Origin of the sequence: Fannyhessea vaginae DSM 15829 (assembly GCF_000159235.2) — a bacterium.
Lineage (GTDB): Bacteria > Actinomycetota > Coriobacteriia > Coriobacteriales > Atopobiaceae > Fannyhessea > Fannyhessea vaginae.
Window position 1 is genome coordinate 296,200 of record NZ_ACGK02000001.1, and the last position, 18,420, is coordinate 314,619.

The following is an 18,420-nucleotide window of genomic DNA, read 5'->3' on the forward strand; positions in this document are numbered from 1 at the left end:
ACGTGGCAGACTTTGATTCCACAGATTTCGATGCTATCAAGATTTCCCTTGCCAGCGCGGATGACATTCGCGGTTGGTCATGTGGTGAAGTCAAGAAAGACGAAACAATCAACTACCGCACGCTTAAGCCTGAAAAGGACGGACTTTTCTGCGAAAAGATTTTTGGTCCTGTAAAAGACTGGGAATGTGCCTGCGGTAAATATAAAGGTATTCGCTTTAGAGGCATTGTTTGTGAGCGTTGTGGTGTAGAAATTACCAGCGCAAAGGTTCGTCGTGATCGCATGGGTCATATCGAACTGGCTGCTCCTGTTTCGCACATTTGGTACTTTAAGAGCCCAGCAACGTTTCCTCTTGCCCGCCTTTTGGACATGAAGAGCAAAGACCTTGAGAAAATTCTTTACTTTGCGTCCTACGTTATTACCGAAGTTGACACCGAAGCACGCGAACAAGATGCTCAAGACCTTAAAGAAGAGCTTCAAGCCGACCTTGAAGAACTTGATGCAGAGTGTGAAGACGAAATTGCACGTTTGCGTGCGCAAGGCGAGTCATCAGACGATGATCCAGAGTTTAGCGATTTAGAGCCGCTTTCTGCCGAAGAAATTGAACGCGGTATTGTTGATCTTCGCGAAGAGTACGCAGACGAAAAACGCTTGCGCAAAGAGGCGTTTACCAAGTTTATGCAGCTTGAGTGCCGTGAGCTTATTTCTGATGAGTCGCTGTTCAGTGAAATGCGTCGTTACTACAAGATGTACTTTAAGGGCGACATGGGTGCAGGTGCTATCCGTGACCTGTTGCACAGCGTTGATCTGGAAAAAGAAGCAACCGAATTACGTAAGATCATTGCTTCTGACGATTCTCAAAAGCAACGTCGTGAGCGTGCGGTCAAGCGTTTGGAAATTGTTGACGCATTTTTGAAGGGTAACAATGACCCTGCCAACATGATCCTCGACGTTATCCCTGTTATTCCACCTGATTTGCGTCCTATGGTACAGCTCGACGGTGGTCGTTTTGCAGCGTCTGACTTAAACGATTTGTATCGTCGTGTCATCAACCGCAACAACCGCTTAAAGCGTTTGCTTAACCTTGATGCGCCTGCAATTATTGTAAATAACGAAAAACGTATGCTCCAAGAGTCGGTAGACGCACTGTTTGATAACGGTCGTCGTGGACGTCCTGTAACTGGTCGTGGCGGCCGCCCCTTAAAGTCTTTGGCAGAGTCGCTTAAAGGTAAACAAGGTCGTTTCCGTCAAAACTTGCTTGGTAAGCGCGTAGACTATTCTGGTCGTTCGGTTATCGTTGTTGACCCACGTCTTAAGCTTCACCAATGCGGTTTGCCTTCAGTTATGGCTCTTGAGCTCTTTAAGCCCTTTGTTATGCGCCGTTTGGTAGAACTTAACAAAGCCGAAAATATTAAGGGTGCAAAGCGCGCTATCGACCGTGGCTCTGCTATGGTTTGGGATATTTTGGACGAGGTTATTCGCGGTCGTTTGGTACTGCTTAACCGTGCTCCAACGCTTCACCGTCTGTCAATTCAGGCATTTGAGCCCGTTTTGGTAGAAGGTAAAGCCATCCACTTACATCCATTGGCGTGTGCTCCGTTTAACGCAGACTTCGACGGTGACCAAATGTCGGTTCACGTGCCGCTTTCTACGCAGGCACAAACCGAGGCGCGCGTTCTTATGCTTTCAAGCAATAACTTGCGCTCACCTGCATCGGGTAAAGTGTTAAATATTCCATCGCAAGACATGGTCTTTGGTGTGTACTTCCTTACTACGCAAAAAGATGGCCTTGCTGGTGAAAAGCGCGTATTCTCTGATTTTGATGATGCGTTGGCGTCTTATAACGCTCTTACTGGTATCGATATTCAAGCACGCATTTTTGTACGCCTTACCGCAGCAGACGCAAATGCAACCGTTGATGGAAAGCCTTATTTCCGCACGTATTCTGCTCGTGGCAAGCTTGAAGAAATCGATTTAAGCGGCGATCCTGTTCGTTTTGAAACAACAATCGGACGCATTATTGTTAATCGTCAATGCCTGCCCGACGACTATCCTTATATGAACTTTAAGATGGCTAAAGGCGACATTGCTACTTTAGTTAACGATTGCTGCGACCGTTATACGCTTTCTCGCGTAGAGCCCATTTTGGACGCCATTAAGCACGTGGGCTTCCATTATGCAACTCAGGCAGGCTTAACTGTTTCTGTTTGGGACGCTATTATTCCAGATGATAAACCTCAGCTTTTGGAAGAAGCACAAGGTAAAGTAGACCAAATTAACGAGTACTACGAAGACGGCTTCTTGTCAGAAAAAGAGCGCCACAGCGAAGTAATTAACGTATGGACCGATTGCACCGAGCACTTGGGTTCTGAGATGCTCGAGGGCTTTAGCGAAGACAACCCCATTTACATGATGGCAGATTCGGGAGCTCGTGGTTCTAAAACACAGCTTCGTCAGCTTGCTGGTATGCGTGGTTTGATGGCCGATATGTCTGGTGATACCATCGACTTGCCTATTAAAGCAAACTTCCGCGAGGGTCTGGAGCCGCTTGAGTACTTCATTTCTACCTATGGCGCACGTAAAGGTTTGGTAGATACGGCATCGCACACCTCTGACTCTGGTTACTTAACACGTAGGCTGGTAGACGTTGCGCAAGACGTTATTGTTCGCGAAGAAGACTGCGAAACCGTAGACGGCGTAACCTACAAGCTTATTAAGCCGGGCGAAAACGATGTTGATATGGATCTGGTGGGTCGTTGCGTTTTGCAAGACATTTGTGATCCTAACACGGGCGAAGTTTTGTTTGCCAAAGACTCTTACATCTCTTCAAAGCAAGACTTGCAAAAGCTTGTTGACGCTGGTCTTAAAAGCGTTGTGCTTCGTGCGCTGCTTACCTGTAAGTCTCGTTATGGTGTTTGTCAAAAGTGCTATGGTTGGGACTTGTCTACGCGCCGTCCCGTAAACATTGGAACTTCAGTTGGTATTATTGCTGCTCAGTCCATTGGTGAGCCTGGTACCCAGCTTACGATGCGCACCATTCACTCTGGTGGTGTTGCAGGTGCCGAGGATATTACGCAAGGTTTGCCTACGGTTGCTCGTATGTTCGACGTTGTTGGAAACGTTAACGAAAAGATTTTGGGACGCGAAGCCGATCTTGCTGCGTTCAGCGGTATTTTGCACATTACACCTGAGCAAACCGAGTACCAAATTAGCATTACCGATAAAGACGACGAAAGCCGCATTCTTGCGCAGTGGCGTGTTCCTGCCTCTGTTCGCTTTATGCCTGGTATCGAAGATGGTTGCGAAGTTGAGCCTGGCGATCAGATTACCCGCGGCTTTGTTAACTTTAGAGTTTTACGCAGCTTAACTGGTATCGAAGAAACCATGCACACCTTTGTTAAGTCGGTTAAAGACGTTTATACCTCACAAGGTGTAGACCTTAACGACAAACACATCGAAGTTATTGCACGTCAGATGTTGCGCCGTGTTCAAATTACCAATCCGGGCGATTCGCAATACCTGCTTGGCCAGTATGTTGATAGATACGTATTTGCCAATACGGTTGCAAACATTAGCGCCGCAGGTGGTAAAGTTCCCGAGGCAGAAGCGGTTATTTTGGGTACGCTTAAAGTTGCGTCCTCAATTGATTCGTGGCTGTCAAGCGCATCGTTTATCCGTACAGCAGGTGTCTTAACCGAGTCTGCTATTAAGGGCGAAACCGACCACTTACTTGACCTTAAGTCTAACGTAATTGCTGGTAAGAAGATTCCTGCAGGTACTGGACTTAAAGCGTATGATGATGTTCAGCTTACGTATAAGGGTCAAGCTATCGATGGGCCTACCTCTCCTAATGCAAAGGCGCTCCCCGATTGGGCACCTGATGAGCTTAAAGATATTGAAGAGCAGCTCCCCAAGCAGCTTGACTGGATTGGTGAGGACTACTCCAACAATGGTGTTTACTCTAAGAACGGACGTTCGCTTTCTACCGAGGACGCTAAGCTCTATCTGTTTGACGACCTTGGTGTGTCACAACGCTGGACAAATAAATTCAGCGAAGTTGGTATAGAAACTGTGGGCGATCTTATTGGTAAGACTGAGGATGAGCTGCTGCGTATTGATGGTATTGGCGCGAAGGCAATTGAAGAACTTCGCGAGGGTCTTGAGGCGCGTAACTTGCTATATATCTTGGAGCCCGATGAAGACGAAGCCGACAGCGAAGATCTTTCGCAGCTGTTGAACATGGTATTCTCGCCCGATCCTGATAACGACATTATGCTTGGAACTGCTGCTCCTGCAACGCATCACTTTACTGAAGATGAGTTTATTGGTGGTGCAGATTCCGATGAGCACGATAACAGCGAAGATAGCGATATTATCAACGAGGATCTTGATTCCTTAGGCGACTTGCTTTCAAGCGTTATGAAGCAAGACAGCGCGGATAGTGATAAACAAGACGAGTAAGTTTGCGTATTGAGCGTTCGTTCTTGTTACGGCGTTGATGTGCAAGTAGAGAGTCTTGTTTGAGTTTTGATATGAGCTTAAAAACAGCCGACATATGTCGGCTGTTTTTTTGTTTGGAGAGCGTACGTTTGTGTTGAGCATGGGCGCGTGCTCTGAGTTGTTCCTCGTAGCGAGCTTTACGCGCCGTGCGTTTGCTCTTCTGGTCTGCTCGTTGTAAGTGCTCAAATATTAACGCCTTCTGTTGCGTCTCGCGCCGCGCGTTCAAAATTGATGTTTCGTGTTTATGTCTCATACAATCGGGTATGATTAACCAAAGCTAACAATATTTCGCAGACAGCATGTACTTTGACAGTATGCCTGTCTTTTGGAGGTGAATCATATATGAAACACAACTCATACATGTTTGAAAACAAAAACATCGCAACCGTGCCCGGACATTGGCTTTTGGCTCGTTTGGGCAAGCGCGTTTTGCGTCCTGGCGGACTTAAACTTACTCAAGCAATGCTTAATGAGGCCCAGCTTGCCAACAAAGTTGTTGTTGAGCTTGCCCCAGGTATTGGTAGAACAGCCCAGGAAATTCTCGCGCGCACGCCCTTGTCCTATACTGGTATCGACGCTAACGCCGATTCGGTTAAACTTGTATCGGCTTTGGTTAAAGATAAGGGAACATGCAAGCAAGGCATGGCTCAAGATACCAAACTCCCCGATAATTATGCTGATGTAGTTGTGTGCGAAGCTATGCTCACCATGCAAACACCCGAGAACAAACGCGCAATTCTTCGTGAAATTCATCGTATTTTAAAGCCAGGCGGAACCTTTGTAAGCCACGAACTAGGCATTACGCCTAACACCATTTCTGCCGACGACGAAGCGGACATTCAGCACGATTTATCTCGTGCAATTCGCGTAAACGTTAAGCCTATAACCCAACGTGAATGGGGCGATTATCTCCAAGAAGCAGGATTTGAACTTACGTGGTCAAAAACCGCTCCTATGGCGTTGCTTAATCCTAGACGCAATCTTGCGGACGAAGGCTTATGCGGCGTTATAAAAATCATAAAAAACGTGCTCACTATTCCAGGTGCTAAACAGCGCGTTTTAGAAATGCGCTCAACGTTTAAGCGCCATGCTGATCATATGTGCGGAATTGCTATGGTTTCGCACGCAAAGTAACAGCATGAACACGTGTCCAACGCAAATAAAGAGCTAGCGCGCGGCATACGCAAACAAAGTGGCAACACGTGCTGCGTGGCGGCACACGTGCAAAGTAACCACACGCCTGACAAAAGAAGGAGAAAACATGCCAATACAAGACGAACAAACATCACGTGCGTTCTTGGGAATTGTACAGAATTTGCCAATCACGCGCGAGGGAATTGTGTCAAAAGTTCCATTTGAAACAAAAAATATGCAGGTAAGTGTCTTTTCGGTTGCAAAAGGACAAGAAATATCGGAGCACACATCGCCTAAGGCGGTAATCGTAACGCTTATATCGGGAGCTCTTAACTTTACGGTAGGACAAGCCGTACATCATATGGTTGCAGGCGATTTTATATATCTTGCACCTAACGAACCACATGCGCTTTCTGCGTGCGAAGATAGTCGCGTGCAGTTGGTTATGTTCAGTGCAAAATAAAGGCGCGCTTGCGTATACAATGTGTATAAAAATTGTGAAGTATAGATACGCCCGAGTGCGCGGACTTTTGACAACTGTGCATATTGGGCGTAAAATTCTTTCGCTTATGAACTTCGTGGGTAAATGCTGTCTCGCACAAGGTTTTATATGCCTTGTACTACAGTTTTGAACAACCGCTTGTTGTTCCCAAGATTTGCCCTTGTCATATGTAATTCAACAATCAAAGACGGTGGTGCTGCACAGTCTTTTGATACATAGGTGCTCGCGCGCCGTTATTTCTGTATGTTCTAAGTAAGGAGAAGAGCTTTGCCTACAATCAACCAGCTCGTTCGTCAAGGACGCGTTTCTCAAAAGGCTAAATCCAAAAACGCAGCCCTTCAGCACAATCCACAAAAACGTGGAGTATGCACACGTGTTTTCACAACTACCCCTAAAAAACCTAACTCGGCACTTCGTAAAGTAGCTCGTGTACGTTTGGTAAACGGTATCGAAGTTACGGCATACATTCCGGGCGAGGGTCACAACCTCCAAGAGCACTCAATTGTTCTTATTCGTGGTGGTCGTGTTCGTGACCTTCCTGGTGTACGTTATAAGATCGTACGCGGCGCATACGACTGCGCGGCAGTTCAAGATCGTAAAAAAGCTCGTTCCCGTTATGGCGCAAAGCGTCCTAAGGAATAAGTTTTAGCTGCTCTTGTATTAGTTCGTTCAAACTTACAATCGCTGTATTGTAAGGTTAAAGGAGAAAATTATGCCGCGTCGTTCAGCTGCCGTCCGCAGAGAAGTAATGCCGGACGCTGTTTACAACAATCGTCTTGTTACGCAATTGATCAATAAAGTTTTGCTCAACGGTAAAAAATCAACCGCCGAGCGCATTGTTTACGGTGCATTTGATTTGGTTAAACAAACTACCGAACAAGATGCTCTTGCCGTATTCAAAAAAGCTATGGATAATGTACGTCCAACTTTGGAAGTTAAACCTAAGCGTGTTGGTGGTGCTACCTACCAAGTTCCTATGGAAGTTAATTCACGTCGTGCTACCACGCTTGCTATTCGTTGGTTTGTAACTTTTTCACGCGCACGTAAAGAAAAAACCATGGCCGAGCGTCTTGCTCACGAAATCATGGATGCTGCCAATGGTGTAGGTGCTTCCGTTAAAAAGCGTGAAGACCTCTTCAAGATGGCAGAAGCAAACCGTGCCTTCTCGCACTATCGTTTCTAGATTATTGTTCAAGTCTTGAGAAAGTAGCACATAGATGGCAAAAGTTAAGTATAAGCTCGAAGATCTTCGTAACATTGGTATCATGGCGCATATCGATGCTGGTAAGACCACCACAACCGAGCGTATTCTTTATTACACAGGTAAAACTCACAAAATTGGTGAGGTACACGATGGTGCAGCAACCATGGACTGGATGGTTCAAGAGCAAGAGCGTGGTGTAACCATTACCTCTGCTGCAACTACCTGTTTTTGGAAAGATCACGTTATTCAAATTATCGACACCCCAGGTCACGTAGACTTTACCGCCGAGGTAGAGCGTTGCTTGCGTGTTCTGGACGGTGCTGTTGCAGTTTTCGACGCTGTAGCAGGTGTTCAACCGCAATCCGAAACCGTATGGCGTCAAGCTGCTAACTACGGTGTTCCTTGTATTGCATTTATTAACAAATATGACCGTGTTGGTGCTGACTTCTTCCATGCAATTGAAACCATGAAAGATCGTTTGGCTGCAAATGCAGTAGCCGCACAAATTCCTATGGGTGCCGAGTCTAACTTCTGGGGTCTTATCGACCTCGTTACCATGCAAGCATGGGACTTTAAGGAAGACGCTAAGGGAATGATTTATCCTGAGGTTATGGATGCAATCCCCGACGAATTCAAAGAGGTTGCTCAAGAGCGCCGCGACATGCTTTTGGATGCTGCTGCAAACTTCTCTGATGAGCTTATGGAAGCTGTTCTTGAGGAAGCAGACATCGATGTAGACATGTTAAAGGCTGCTATCCGTAAAGGCGTTCTTTCTGGCGAGCTTAACCCTGTATTTGTTGGTTCTGCATACAAAAACAAGGGTATTCAAGAGCTTTTGGATGCAGTTGTTGATTATCTGCCTTCACCTTTGGACGTTAAAGAAATCGACGGTAAAGACCTTAAAGGTAACGACTGTGTTCGTCATGCCGATCCTAAAGAGCCTTTCAGCGCCCTTGCATTTAAGATTATGACCGACCCCTTTGTTGGTAAGTTAACGTATATCCGCGTGTATTCTGGTCAGGCCGAATCGGGTAGCTATGTTTATAACTCCGTAAAGGATAACCGCGAGCGCCTTGGTCGTATTTTGGAAATGAACGCTAACGATCGTGTTGATCGTGACGAGTGTTCTGCAGGTGACATTGTTGCATGCGTTGGTCTTAAAAATACTCAAACTGGTGATACGCTTTGCGACGAGAAAAACGCAATCGTGCTTGAGTCAATCGACTTTGCAGATCCTGTTATCGACGTTGCCGTAGAGCCTAAATCAAAGGCCGAGCAAGACAAGATGAGCGTTGGTTTGGCAAAACTTGCCGAAGAAGACCCAACCTTCCAGGTTCACACCGATCACGAAACTGGTCAAACCATTATTGCTGGTATGGGTGAGCTCCACCTTGAAATTATTGTCGACCGTCTGCGCCGTGAGTTCCACGTAGATTGTAACGTTGGTAAACCTCAGGTTGCTTATCGCGAAACCGCAGGACACGAAGTTAAACATGTTCAGGGTAAGTTTGTTCGCCAGTCTGGTGGTCGTGGTCAATATGGTGACGCAATTATTGATGTTGAGCCTAAAGAGCCAGGATTTGGTTATGAGTTTGTAGACGCAACGGTTGGAGGTTGTATTCCTAAAGAGTACATTCCATCTGTTGATAAGGGTATTCAAGAGGCTCTTACGTCGGGCGTTATTGCAGGTTACCCTGTTCAAGACCTTAAAGTTACCCTTGTTGAAGGTTCTTACCACGAAGTAGACTCTTCTGAGGCTGCCTTTAAGATTGCAGGTTCTATGGCAATTAAAGCTGCATTGCAGCAGTCCGATCCTGTTTTGCTTGAGCCTATTGAGTCTGTTGTGGTCGAAACACCAGAGCAGTACATGGGCGATGTTATGGGTAACCTTACTGGTCGTCGTGGAAAGATTGAAGGTATGGAAGACCGCGCAAACACCAAGCTTATTCGTGCAAAGGTGCCTTTAGGTGAGATGTTTGGTTATGCAACCGATCTTCGTTCTCAAACTCAGGGTCGTGCTTCTTATACGATGCAGTTCGATTCATATGAAGCAGTTCCCAAGAGCATCCGTGAGCAAATTGTTAGCAAAGCCGGCGGAAGCGCAAATTAGTATTCGTAGCCTAAGATAGCGTGTGAGCTATCATTAATGGAGGTATTGAAGTGTCAAGTCAGAAGATCAGAATTCGCCTCAAGGGCTATGATCACGAGGTAGTTGATCAGTCCTCAAAGCTTATTGTAGACACCGCACAAAAAACGGGTGCACGTGTTTCAGGTCCTATTCCTTTACCAACCGAGCGCAAACTTTATACTGTTATCCGCTCACCTCACAAGGATAAAGACTCTCGTGAAGAGTTTGAGATGCGTACTCACAAACGTTTAATTGATATTCTTGACCCCAGCTCATCTACGGTAGATTCCCTTATGCGTATGGATCTTCCTGCTGGTGTTGATATTGATATTAAGCTTTAAGCGCTGTGCGTTTTAAGTAACGCGTTATATGCACGTGTATAAACCGAGCTCATCCGAGCTCGGTTTTTTTGTTTCTTGTGCCTTGTGGCTTTAGGGCGCATGACTTTGTCCGCCTTCTTTTACTTTTGTTACCTTGCGGCTTTTGCTGCGCTCTTTGTTTAGGCTTGCATTTTGTATTTTTCTATTCTGTTAACTTTTTTTCTAAAATAAGCTTGTCGAACCTCTCAAACTCAAGAACTTATATAATTTGTAAAACACGTAGAAATTCTTGTAAGAGTGAATACAAAACAATCAGTATAAGATATTCTGCATAATTATCTAAGGAGGCTCACATGCATAGAATTGTCCAAAAGTGGAACAGTATCGACCTAATTTTGCGTATTGTTCTGGGTCTTTTTCTGGGAACGTTGCTTGGTATTTTTGTACCAGCTCATGTTTATGTACTTGATCTTATGGGCAAACTTTTTGTCAACGCCCTTAAATCCGTGGCTCCAATTCTGGTGTTTTTCCTTGTTATCGGTGCGCTCGCGCAAGCAAAAAGTGCAGGTAACATGAAGGTTATTATTGGACTCTATGCTCTATCTACCTTTAGTGCCGGCCTTATAGCGGTATGTGCAGCCATGCTTTTCCCTGTTGATTTCACCTTTGCGCACGTTGAGGCCGCGTCTTCACCATCGCCCGAAGGTATTGGAGAAGTTCTTAATTCGCTCGTGCTAAATATTGTGGTTAACCCTGTCGATGCTTTAGTCAAGGGGAACTTTATTGGTATCCTCTTTTGGGCAATTGCATTTGGAGTTGCGCTTCGTTTGGCTGAGCCTTCTACTAAAGCATTCTTTGATAATGTTTCCTCTGCTATTGGAAAAATAGTTCATTGGATTATTAATGTTGCTCCGTTTGGTATTATGGGACTTGTTTATACAACAGTTGCTAGTAATGGCCTTCGCATATTCCATGAATACGGCGCTGTTATTACGCTTCTTGTTTGTACCATGGCTGTAACTGCTTTAGTAGTGAACCCTCTGCTTGTTTTTGCCCTTACACGCAAAAATCCCTATCCACTTGTATTGCGCACCTTGCGCGATTCGGGCGTTACGGCGTTCTTTATGCGTTCTTCTGCTGCTAATATTCCCGTAAATATGAATCTGTGCGAAAAGCTTGGCTTTGACCCCGATAATTACTCTGTTTCTATACCTTTAGGTTCCACCATTAACATGGGAGGAGCTGCTGTTACTATTTCTATTATGGCGTTGTGTGCAGCACATACGCTTGGTATTTACGTAGACATTCCAACAGCGGTTATACTTTCTGCACTTTCAGCGGTAAGTGCTGCTGGCGCATCTGGCGTTGCAGGGGGTTCGCTTTTGCTTATACCTCTGGCATGCTCTTCGTTTGGTATATCAAACGATATTGCTATGCAGGTAGTTGCTATTGGTTTAATTATTGGTGTTATTCAGGATTCGTGCGAAACAGCACTTAATTCTTCTACCGATGTTCTCTTTACTGCGGTGGGCGAGTATCGCATGTGGTCACGTGCTGGTTTGAGCTTTGTTATGGGTAAAGATCACGAGCGTGTTCAACTTAAAAAATAATCTTGTTGCGCTGTTGATTTCATTAAAGTTAATTTATGCTATGTGCTTTATAATGTGTTAAAATTGTGCACGTTTAATAGTGCGTGAGTTCTGCGCGTGCAGCAAGTTTAATACATGCGCTTCGTGCGCAGGTAAATTCTAGGCCTTTATGTGCTGTTTTGTCCTCATAGGGGCTATATAAGAGAAAAGAGGCTCTATGCAGTGCGAACGTTGTGGCGCGCCAAGAGAAGACAATGCAAGCGTTTGCATGCGTTGCGGTAATAAATTTCCTCAGCCAACTTCTAGCGAAGATGCAGGCATTCCTTCTATTGATAGCTTTGGCGATAATTCACGCTCCAATCAGGTAACCCCTCACGTTGACCCGTCCGCTCAAGAAGTTGCTCCTGTTCAGGCGGGCGCGTCTTCTCACATAGATTCGGCTGATGCTATTGAACCTGTGTTTAATCCTGTTGCGGGTGCTGTTGATCCTGCTGCAACCACGGTAAACCCTGCCGCCACGCCCGTTGTGTCGCCAGTTGCCACACCTGCTGCATCGCCCGTGTCACCCGTTGTGTCGCCCTCACCTCAAGCGAGCGGCTCTGTATCAGGCGCTCAAAACTCTCATGCCACATCATTTTTTGCTTCAAAGAAAAATCGCAACCTTGCCTTTATCGGTGCAGCTATTGTGGTAGTCCTTGTTATTGCGTTTAATGTATTTAACTATTTTTCGGGTCTTATTGGTCCTAACGACGTAAAACAAATTATAAGTAGCGATACCGAATTTATGCAAGGCGGTATCATTCCCAGCCGATATGTGGCACCGTCTACGTATACCGTTAAAGATGTGGTCGTTGAAGAGCAAAAAGACGTTACCGCAGATATACGTACCGAATACGGTAATATGGCTGTAGGTGCAGATTCGTCGCATGTTATGAGAGCAAGAATTAAGGCAACCATTGCTAATGAGAACTTTGAAACTACCTTTGTTACTAATATATTGGTAACCAAAACTCCGCAAGGGTGGAAGGGGCTGGCTCCTATGGCTGTAGCTCCTAAAGATGCCACCACAACACCGTTAAAAGGTGTTGATAAGTCGGACAATTATTCATCCAAGGTGGAATGTTCAGGCAGCGATTTGCAAAATAACAATGGTACATATACTAGCACTATCAACGTAACTTCGCATGATGAAAATTGGTATGGTAAGACGGATTATTCCTGGTCTGATGTGTATACATTTTCCAACGATAAGGGCTGGTCGCTAGACCACAGCACCAAGGACGATCCTACGATTAAAGTCGATTGGAATATGAAAGGGAAAACGTATGACTATACCAGTACAAATGATTTCTTTAGACACGACAACATCTCACTGACCATAAATGACATTAATGACGAAACTGCAGATATCTCATATAGTATTGCAAGTGAGCCTGCTTCGAGTTCAAGTAGTGCCAAATCCATCAATTTAAGTGGTAGGAAAACGGCAACCATAAAGGCTCAACGTGGTGGCAATATTTCGGTTGAGCTCAACGATGCTGATAACGGTGTAACTATTACTATCAATGGCGGTGAAAAAAAGCGCGTTGCAGGTCGTGGTGAAGTTGATGCCTTGGTTGTATCTATTGAAACACAAAGCGATGATGGGACTATATTTGGTGGCAAATATTCCAAGCATTGTGTGATGATAGAAAAAGCTCAATAGAGCTTGCATAACCAGACATTAAACGTTTGCTAAGCTTAAATTGTGTGCCGATGTTGTCAGATGTAGCTATGTAGCAAGTTTGTCAAATGGAGCTAACAAGTTGTCTTATGTGTTTTGGTGCGTTGTGTAACTTGGATATGCTCTAATATTTGCAAAGATGTATCTTTGAAAGTGAGGAATTATGGGAAACACAGTGTTTAGTTGTCCAAAGTGTGGGACTGGTTTAGGTATTGGTGACGCTCAATGCCCAGGTTGTGGGGTAAAAATTAATACCTCGGCATACGCTGCGTATCAGGCGGCGCCCCAGCAACCTGCAGCTGGACAAAATCAAGCGGCATCTTCTAACCCTTCCGCCGCAGCTAACCCAGCAAACAATGCTAACCAAGGTCAGACAACGCCCCAGGCTACCGATTTTTCGCACGATTTTGAAAACGCTGCCAATCAGGCGGCTGCAAAATTTAACGATGTGATGTCTTCGCAAGAAATGCAGCAGGCAAAAGCGCGCGCAAACCACTTTTTAGGTTGGCTTGTTGCATCATGGAAGCGTCCAACGCAAGAGCTCAACGCCCCTCATATGTATGGTGTTGTTTCATTTGCGCTGCAGGCGTTTATTGTTTCGCTCATGCAGTTTATTTCGATTTCTTCGGCTATCAATAACCAGTCAAGAGCTGTATCGGGTATTCTTCCCGAATTTGGCGGAGCTGCTCATACGGTAGCTGGCGTAGCAAATAACTTTTTCTTTGATGTGATTGTCAAGATGTTTTTCGTAACGCTTATATGCGAGCTTATTTTCTTGGCATGTTCATATGGTGCATATAAGATGACGCACAGCAAGTCTATAAGCTTTTTTGCATACATTACTAAGGTTGCACAGTATTGTAATTTGAACTTCTTATTTGTGTGCATTGCTTTTGTTTGCAATCTTATTTCGCTTTCATTTTTCAGCGGAATTCTGTTGTGCGTCATGGGGCCGCTGTTCTTTATAGCTACCATTGTAGTAACGGCTAAAGATGCAGAACCTGCTCAAAAAGACATTATGCACGTTTCGTTTTTAGTGATGCTTGGCTCTTTTGTGTCGTTTGTTATCTACTTCATTTTTGTTCTAAGCGTGCTCTTTGCTGGAATGGGATCAATAGCAAATAATCTTATGCGCCTGTAGAGTGGTTATAATTTGGTTTTTGCTTTCCGAGGCTCGGGCATGTTTTGGATGAATTGCCTTTATGTTTGTTTATCTTCGTGATTATATAAGTAAAGCGTGTTACGCCCGTTTGGGCGCAACACGCTTTTTCTTGTTCAGTTACACTCAAGTGTTACTAGGTGATGTGCAAGGAACGCTCGGTTTATGCAAGTGGGGAGCACTTACTTTGTGCGCAAACCTTTATTTAATCGAGCTGGCTAAAATACGCGTCTGTTTTTTGCGCAATTTCTTTCATAAGTCTATTGGCATTGCCTGCTCCAATATCACATAAAGCGACAATCACATAGGGGTGCTTACCTAAAACGATGCCCCCATCGTGACGCATTGAGCGCAAGGAGCCTGTTTTATGTGCAAATGCGCCACTTGATATGCCTTCGGCCATTCCTTCGTTGTCTGTTTGTTTGCTTAAGTACTCCAAAGCCTTGGCGCATATGGTGCTGCTTGCAGCTGTACCATTTTTAAATTTATACAAAATGGTAGCTGCGTCACGTGCACTTATCCAGTTTTCGGTATTAGTATTAAGTGCCATAAGTTGTCTATTCAGCGAAGTATTCTTGCACCCCAAAGCTTGAACGCGCTCGTTTATAGCGTCTTGCCCCAGCTTGTTGATAAGTACGTTTGTTGCTGTGTTATCGCTGTACATAATCATGTAGCGGCACAATTCGTCATACGAGTAAGATGCGTGACGTTCTGTTTGTATAAGGCCGGTTCCTCCAACTACTTTCATGTTTTTCAGCGTAACTCGGTCTGCAGGGTCCAGCTGTCCATTGTCAACTGCATGCATATATTCGCATAATACTGCTAGTTTAATCATCGAAGCGGATACAAAGGCTTTATCTGAGTTTACGTGGCAATAGTTTCCGTTAGAAGCGTCGATAATACACACCGAAACAGACGAGCCGTATGGTTGTGTAAGCTCCTCAATTTGTTGCTGAAGCTCTTTGATTTCTTGAGGCGCACTTTGCTCTGTTGAAATTTCATTTGTCGTGGTGGCATCTGTACTGTCTGCGTTTTCTGCAATTCTATCTTGTACGATTTGTGCTTTTGGAGCAACGTCTGAAGCGTTTTGCACCAATCTGGCTGATTGTTCTGCATTACAAGAAAATACATATACGAGGATAAGCACCAAAAGTACAATTGCTAAAACTGTAACCGCTAACGCGTGCTTGTGAGTAGTGCACCAGGTTTTCAGTTGGTTTGGCTTGTTTGTCTTTGTCCTTGCACTCGCGCTTGTATCTGTGCTCACGCCTGCGTTCAGGCTTGCATCTGCACCAGCACTGGTTTCACCTGAGCCCACACCTACGCTCGTCGCTTGATTTTGTTTCTCAGCCATACAAGAGCCTATCTACCTGCTTGGTTCATCAAACATAAGCGGCAAAGAGAAATTAAACAAGGTGATTAGTCTCTTTGCCGTCATATCTTTTCTGGCAATTTTTTATACCATTTCTTTTACCGTTATGCTTTAACGTTTTCGCCAAACCGCGCGCGTCCAAACTAAACTTTTAAGTACAGCCAAGGACTAAAATCGCTATGTTCTTTAGCATAGGATTTAAACAGCTCATTGTTGGCAGCCTCTACGCCCTGAAGAGATACGCTGGCATGTGTGCACTTGTACCACGGGCAGTTACGCTCAAAGTAGGTCTGTAGCCCTGCGTTTGAAAACGCATAGCCCTTGCGAGCAAATGGCTCGTTCCAAGCAATACAGAGCTCTGCTGGAGTCAGGTTTTTAGCTGTAATTTCTTCCGCGGTGTATGTGTGAGTATCTGAATCGGCGAGTACGTAACCATTTGCGTCGCGTCTTACCGAACCCGAAAGTGTTGTCCCCGTTGAGCTTACACACTCAAGAGTTACGCTGGCAGCTGACGATGACGAGCTAATTTTTCCGCTATACGTGGGCTTAAATGTTCCATATCCTGCATCTTTGAGCGCTTGTATCGCGTCTTTGGTGGAAGCTTCGTCTTTCCATGTGCCGACGGTAACGGCGTATTTCTTGGTAAACTTTGCTTCGGGAATGGTTGCGGTATCAACGGTTATAGCGGTAAAGCCGTGAGAGGTAAAATCGTGCGCGTGATCATCTGCGTCTTTTTTGTCGTTGCTTTCGTAAACCCATATGCCCCAGAAAGGCTTGGAAGGATTGCACGAGATAGAAAGCGTAGCAGGAGTTTTACTTGGACTGTTGTCCGACTGATCTGCGCTGCTGTCTTCCGAGGTTGCGTCTTGGTCAGCTTGCTCTTGCTGCTGATTTTGCTCTTGCTGAGTGTGAAGATACCAAAATGCACCAGCGGCAATTGCAGCGATACAAACCAGCGCAACGATAAGCGAAATAACGATGACCTTTTTCTTATTTTTTTGCGCTGGAGTTTGTTGTTTGGGTGCGTGAGTATTGGCGGCTTGCACGTAACCTATGGTATGAGGCTGTGCGGTTGTCGAGTCGCTGTTAAGCGCGCCTGTTTGCGCCGTTAAACCCTGGTCGTTGTCTGCGAGATTGTTAGCAGAAGGCATTACCATGGTGGGCATCACGTCTGCTGTTGGGTTAACAGTTGGCTCAACAGCTGGCTCGGGTATCACACCAACTTCGGGCATCACACCAGCCGCAGGATTAACGGCTTCGGGCACTACACCAGCCGCAGGGTTAACAGATGGTTCAACCACATCAGACTCTAAGGAATTGCTCTCATGAGAATCTGAATTCTGCCATATATATACATCTGCGCTCGCAACATCTTGAACCGAGATCTCAAGCGGCTCCATTTCAAACGAAGCGTGTGCGTCAAGCGAAAGCACAAGAGGCTCTTGCGGAAACACATAGTCTTGGCCGTTATGCGCATGCAAGGTAATGCTAGCCGCACATGAAGTTTGTGATACATCAAGCGGATTTGAAATCTTAAGCTGCAAAAACGTTTTGTGCGTTTGTGTATTGTTAAGAATTTGGAGTGCGTCACAAGTTAGTTTACATGGACTGTTTACATGAATATGATCCTGCATATTCGTCTGAGTTGCATCCAAACGATAGAGAACTTGCCACGGTGTACTCATGGGCTAGCCAAGCCTTTCTTTTGATGTACAACAAACTTTCGTTGCACAATATAGTTGCGATACCAATTTTGCTTTTCAAGCAAACAAAACCAAAGTAATCATTTGTGGCAGCATGGTTTGTCTGTGATAACCGTTTTGCCCACACAAATTACTATAGATAATACAGCAAAACGATCAAAAATATGAGTTATTCGTGAAAGTTTGCGTTCAGCCCTCAAAGTTAGTAGACTAATAAAGCTGCATTTTTATGGACATTTAGCATTTCGTTGCTTGTCTTATCCTGTGTTAAAGACAACTGCTCGCAACAAAAGCCAAGTTCAAGCAGCATATATACGTTGTGGTCCGCTGAGGAAAGTGTAGGGTGCACTTGTTGGCAGACGTGAGGTTTTTTAGACCTTATTATGTGCGTTTAATGCGCGCATGCTAACGAAACGTCTCATGACCACCGAAGGTTAGGAAAACACATGGTCACAACGATTCTTGGTCGCAAGATCGGTATGACACAAGTATGGGATGAGAACGATAACATCGTTCCTGTAACGGTAATTCAAGCTGGTCCCTGCACGGTGTCACAAGTTAAGACCAAAGCTACAGACGGCTATGACGCTGTTCAAATTGGCTTTGGTGACATTAAAGCTAAGCACGTTAACAAACCCTTGGCTGGTCACTTTAAAGCTCACAACGTTGAGCCTGCTCGTTATTTGGCAGAAGTTCGCGTTGAAAACGGCGAAGATCACAAATGCGGCGACGTCGTCACCGTTAAGGATTTTGCAGACGTAGCTGCTGTAGATGTAATTGGTACCTCAAAGGGTAAAGGTTTCCAGGGAACCATTAAGCGCTGGAACTTCTCTTGTGGTCCTAAAGCTCATGGTTCACGCAACCAGCGCGAGCCGGGTTCCATTGGTCAGTGCTCATATCCTGCACGTGTTCGTAAAGGATTGCACATGGCTGGTCACATGGGCGATGAGCGTGTAACTGTTAAAAATCTTAAGCTTGTTCGTATCGACGAAGAGCAAAATCTTATGCTCGTTAAAGGTGCTGTACCTGGCGGCAAAAATGCTCTTGTCTCGATCCGTATGGCCTAAGGCCCAAAGCAAACCCTAGG

The 18,420-nt window shown here is 45.2% G+C and carries 13 protein-coding genes; 11 read left to right on the top strand and 2 right to left on the bottom strand.

Translation table 11 applies throughout. The annotated features are described in order from the left end of the window. The first annotated feature begins 2 nt into the window (after positions 1–2). The 10 genes from HMPREF0091_RS01250 to HMPREF0091_RS01295 all read left to right on the top strand — a co-directional run bounded on the left by HMPREF0091_RS01250 (position 3) and on the right by HMPREF0091_RS01295 (position 14,240). The gene (locus HMPREF0091_RS01250; protein WP_006302358.1) at positions 3–4,460 is read left to right on the top strand and encodes a DNA-directed RNA polymerase subunit beta'; all 4,458 of its coding nucleotides are present in this window, start codon (positions 3–5) and stop codon (positions 4,458–4,460) included. 381 nt (positions 4,461–4,841) lie between these two features. Beyond that, on the top strand, positions 4,842–5,633 hold the full coding sequence (locus HMPREF0091_RS01255) for a class I SAM-dependent methyltransferase (protein WP_006302360.1): 792 nt from the start codon (positions 4,842–4,844) through the stop codon (positions 5,631–5,633). Positions 5,634–5,760: 127 nt separating this feature from the next. Beyond that, on the top strand, positions 5,761–6,096 hold the full coding sequence (locus HMPREF0091_RS01260; protein WP_006302361.1) for a cupin domain-containing protein: 336 nt from the start codon (positions 5,761–5,763) through the stop codon (positions 6,094–6,096). A gap of 306 nt (positions 6,097–6,402) precedes the next feature. Further along, complete coding sequence (gene rpsL / locus HMPREF0091_RS01265) at positions 6,403–6,777, top strand: 30S ribosomal protein S12 (protein WP_006302362.1); 375 nt, start codon at positions 6,403–6,405, stop codon at positions 6,775–6,777. A 70-nt stretch (positions 6,778–6,847) separates the two neighbouring features. Next, positions 6,848–7,318, top strand: coding sequence for a 30S ribosomal protein S7 (gene rpsG, locus HMPREF0091_RS01270; RefSeq protein ID WP_006302363.1), 471 nt, complete (start codon positions 6,848–6,850; stop codon positions 7,316–7,318). Between the two features lie 34 nt (positions 7,319–7,352). Next, the gene (gene fusA, locus HMPREF0091_RS01275; RefSeq protein WP_006302364.1) at positions 7,353–9,449 is read left to right on the top strand and encodes an elongation factor G; all 2,097 of its coding nucleotides are present in this window, start codon (positions 7,353–7,355) and stop codon (positions 9,447–9,449) included. Positions 9,450–9,499: 50 nt separating this feature from the next. Further along, positions 9,500–9,808 (top strand): 30S ribosomal protein S10, encoded by a 309-nt coding sequence (gene rpsJ / locus HMPREF0091_RS01280; RefSeq protein WP_006302365.1) that lies wholly within the window; start codon positions 9,500–9,502, stop codon positions 9,806–9,808. Positions 9,809–10,140: 332 nt separating this feature from the next. Further along, complete coding sequence (gene sstT, locus HMPREF0091_RS01285) at positions 10,141–11,397, top strand: serine/threonine transporter SstT (RefSeq protein WP_006302366.1); 1,257 nt, start codon at positions 10,141–10,143, stop codon at positions 11,395–11,397. Between the two features lie 196 nt (positions 11,398–11,593). Continuing rightward, a complete protein-coding gene (locus HMPREF0091_RS01290; RefSeq protein ID WP_010241529.1) occupies positions 11,594–13,081 on the top strand; it encodes a zinc ribbon domain-containing protein in 1,488 nt (495 codons plus the stop codon). Between the two features lie 181 nt (positions 13,082–13,262). Then, positions 13,263–14,240, top strand: coding sequence for a DUF6574 domain-containing protein (locus HMPREF0091_RS01295; protein WP_006302368.1), 978 nt, complete (start codon positions 13,263–13,265; stop codon positions 14,238–14,240). A gap of 223 nt (positions 14,241–14,463) precedes the next feature. Here HMPREF0091_RS01295 and HMPREF0091_RS01300 read toward each other — a convergent pair whose 3' ends face one another. Together HMPREF0091_RS01300 and HMPREF0091_RS01305 are read right to left on the bottom strand one after the other, a co-directional pair. Next, positions 14,464–15,612, bottom strand: a complete 1,149-nt coding sequence (locus tag HMPREF0091_RS01300) for a serine hydrolase (protein ID WP_006302369.1) — start codon at positions 15,610–15,612, stop codon at positions 14,464–14,466. Positions 15,613–15,773: 161 nt separating this feature from the next. Next, positions 15,774–17,315 (bottom strand): YARHG domain-containing protein, encoded by a 1,542-nt coding sequence (locus HMPREF0091_RS01305; RefSeq protein WP_006302370.1) that lies wholly within the window; start codon positions 17,313–17,315, stop codon positions 15,774–15,776. 464 nt (positions 17,316–17,779) lie between these two features. On the opposite strand from HMPREF0091_RS01305, the gene rplC reads away from it, so the two are divergent. Then, positions 17,780–18,400 (top strand): 50S ribosomal protein L3, encoded by a 621-nt coding sequence (rplC, locus tag HMPREF0091_RS01310; RefSeq protein ID WP_006302371.1) that lies wholly within the window; start codon positions 17,780–17,782, stop codon positions 18,398–18,400. Positions 18,401–18,420: the final 20 nt, after the last annotated feature.